The sequence below is a fragment of the Burkholderia sp. Ac-20353 genome (assembly GCF_017104785.1).
In the GTDB taxonomy this organism is placed as follows: domain Bacteria; phylum Pseudomonadota; class Gammaproteobacteria; order Burkholderiales; family Burkholderiaceae; genus Burkholderia.
The window spans coordinates 1-3,132 of sequence record NZ_JAAGPL010000388.1 but is presented as its reverse complement, the minus strand read 5'-3'; the positions used below and the strand labels follow the sequence as shown (position 1 = coordinate 3,132).

1 protein-coding gene is annotated in these 3,132 nt (G+C 72.3%); it reads left to right on the top strand.

Annotated elements, in window-relative coordinates; all coding sequences use genetic code 11:
- A partial coding sequence (locus G3N94_RS40500; RefSeq protein ID WP_205799785.1) for an acyltransferase domain-containing protein occupies positions 1-3,132 on the top strand: 3,132 nt, incomplete at both ends.

The window sequence follows — 3,132 nt, the reverse complement described above, 5'->3', positions numbered from 1 at the left end:
GCTTGCCGCGCTGGCGCAGCCGTCGCCGGACGCGCTGCCCGCCTGCGTGGTGACGGGCGACGTGCCGGCCGACGTCCCGGCCGACGCGGCGCGCACCGCGCTCGTGTTCTCCGGCAACGGCTGCCAGTGGGCCGGGATGGGCAAGCAGCTGTACGAAGAGGATCCGGTGTTCCGCACGGCGCTCGACGAAGTCGATGCACTCTGGTGCGCGGACGGCAGCCCGTCGCTCGTCGACGCGATGCGCGAGGGCGTGAGCGCCGAGTGGCTCACGGCGACCGAGCACGCGCAGCCGCTGTTGTTCGCGATCCAGGTCGGGATGACGCGCGTGATCGACGCGCGCGGCATGCGCTATGACGCGGCGATCGGACACAGCGTCGGCGAGATCGCCGCCGCGTGGGTGACGGGCGCGCTGTCGCTCACGGATGCGGTGCGCGTGATCAAGATCCGCAGCCGTGCTCAGGCGCTGACCAAGGGCAGCGGCCGGATGGCGGCCGCGGGCCTCGGCGAGGCGGCCGCGCGCGAGCTGATCGCGGGCGACGGACTTTCCCGGCTCGTCGAGATCGCGGGCGTGAACAGCCCGGAATCGGTGACGCTCGCAGGCTCGCTGCAGGGGCTGCAGGCAATCGAGGCGTCGCTGCGCGGCAGCGGCAAGTTCTTCCAGATGCTGAACCTCGACTACGCGTTCCACAGCAGCCACATGGACCGCATCGAGCCGGTCGTGCGCGCCGAGCTGGCCGGCATCCGTCCGCAGCCGGGCACCGGCGGCTTCGTGTCGGCCGTGACGGGCGGCGCGCTGTCGGGCAGCGAGCTCGACGCCGCGTACTGGTGGCGCAACATCCGCGAGCCGGTGCGTTTCGGCGCCGGCATCGCGCATCTGATCGCAGACGGCGTGCGCGTGTTCGTCGAGGTGTCGCCGCATTCGATCCTGCGCACCTACGTGAAGCAGACGCTCGCTGCGGCCAACACGGCCGGCGTGTCGCTGCCGACGCTCAAGCGCGACCACGGCAGCGCGGCGATGCTGCAGCACGCGATTCTCGCGGCGATCGCGCACGGCGCCGCCGTCGATCCCGATCGCTTCGCACCGGGTGCGTCGCATGCGTTGCATGCAGCGCTGCCGACCTATCCGTGGCAGCGCGACCGCTACTGGCTGACGCCGACCGCGGACGGCTATGGCCTCGTGAACCGCCGCCGCGAACATCCGCTGCTCGGCTATCGCCTGCACGAGCATGCGTTTGCGTGGGAGAACCAGCTCGATCCCGCGAAGCTGCCGCTGCTGGCCGACCACGTCGTCGACGGTGGCGTCGCGTTCCCGGGCGCCGGCTACGTGGAAATGGCGCTGGCCGCCGCGCGCGTGTATTTCGAAACGCCGGACGTCGCGCTCGAGAACCTCGAGATCCGCGCGCCGGTCGTGTTCCAGGCGCAGCAGTCGAAGCAGTTCCGGCTTGCGATCGAGCCGCGCACCGCGACCTTCGTGATCGAGACGCGCGACCGGATGTCCGACGCGGCGTGGACGCTCAACGTGACGGGCCGGATGCTGGCCAGCGGCAACACGCTCGACGCGGCCAGTGTGGTGTCGCCGGCGACGCTCGACACGCTGCTCGCGCTGCCGGCGATGAGCGGCGACGCGCTATACGCGAGCACGGCGGCGATCGGCCTCGGCTACGGACCGGCGTTCCGCTGGGTCAGCGCCGTGCGGGTCGCCGACGATGCGGCGCTGGCCGATGTCGTCGCGCCGGCCGCGTGCGGCGACGCGCAGGCGCTCGCCGCCTATCTGCTGCATCCTGCGCTGATGGACAGCGGCTTCCATCCGCTGTTCGCGCTGCTCGCCGCACACGCACGCGACGACGAGCATCCGGCTTATGTGCCGGTGCAGATCGGTCGCGTCGACTACCTGCGCGGCGACACGGTCGCACGCGTGCTGGCGCGTATCGACCGGCGCAGTCCGCACTCGATCGTCGCGACCTTCGCGTTTCTCGATGCGCGCGGCGCGATCGTCGCGCGGCTCGGCGGCTGTCGGTTCCGGCGCGTGGATCTCGTCGGCCGCCGGCAGAATCCGCCGGCGCGCTTCGTCTACACGCTCGAGGAAACCCCGCTGCCGGGCGACGGCCAAGCGGCGGACCTGTTGGCGCCCGAAGCGCTGCTGGAGCAGGCGGCGGCCCGGCTTGCCGCGGTCGAGAACGTCGGCGAGCGTGCGCGGCATCTCACCGAAATCGTGCCGCTGCTCGACGTGCTCGCGAGCCTCTATGCGCTGCGCGCATTCGATACGCTCGGCGTGTTCGGCGGCACGTGGCAGCCCACGCCCGCGCATGCGGCGCTCGCTGAGCGGCTCGCGAACATGCTGGTCGAAGATGGCCTCGCGCGCCGCGATGGCGTCCGTCTCGTGCGCGACGATGAAGCGTGCGCGGCGCTGCCGCCGCTCGACGAGCTGTGGCGCGGCCTGCTGGCCGAGTCGCCCGCGCATGTCGCCGAGCTGACGCTGCTCGCGCATTGCGGCGCGGCGCTGCCCGACGTGCTGAACGGCACGCAGGATCCCGCGCGTGTGCTGTCGCCGACCGGGCACAGCCTCGTCGAACACTTCTTTGCCGCGTCGCCGACCTGGCGCCACGCGCATGCATTGCTGAAGGCCGGCGTCGAACAGGCGCTCGACGCGTGGCGTCCGACGCGCCGCCTGCGTGTGCTCGAGCTGAACGCGACCGACGGCGACGTGCTGCAGACGCTCGGCATTCATCTGCCGGCCGCGCGTTGCGATTACGCGATTGCCGCGACGGCCGGCCAGCTGGCGGGCTTCGAGGCCGATGCGGATGCGGGCGTGCGCACGGTCGCGCTGCAGCCGGGCGAGCGCCTTGCGCTGGCGGGCGACGATGCGGGGCCCTACGACGTGGTCGTCGTCAATCGCGGGTTGAGCGGCCGCCAGGATCCGCTCGATGCGCTGCGCGCGATCCACTCGTGGCTCGCGCCGGGCGGGCTGCTGCTGCTCGCCGAGTCGCGCGGCGGCCGCTTCTCGGACATCGTGTTCGGCTTGCAGGCGCGGTCGGCCGATGGCGCGGCGCCAATGCCACTGATGCCACTGACGCCGGCCGATCTCGGCGCGGCGCTTGCCGGTGCCGGGTACGCCGACGTCGCGCGGCACGG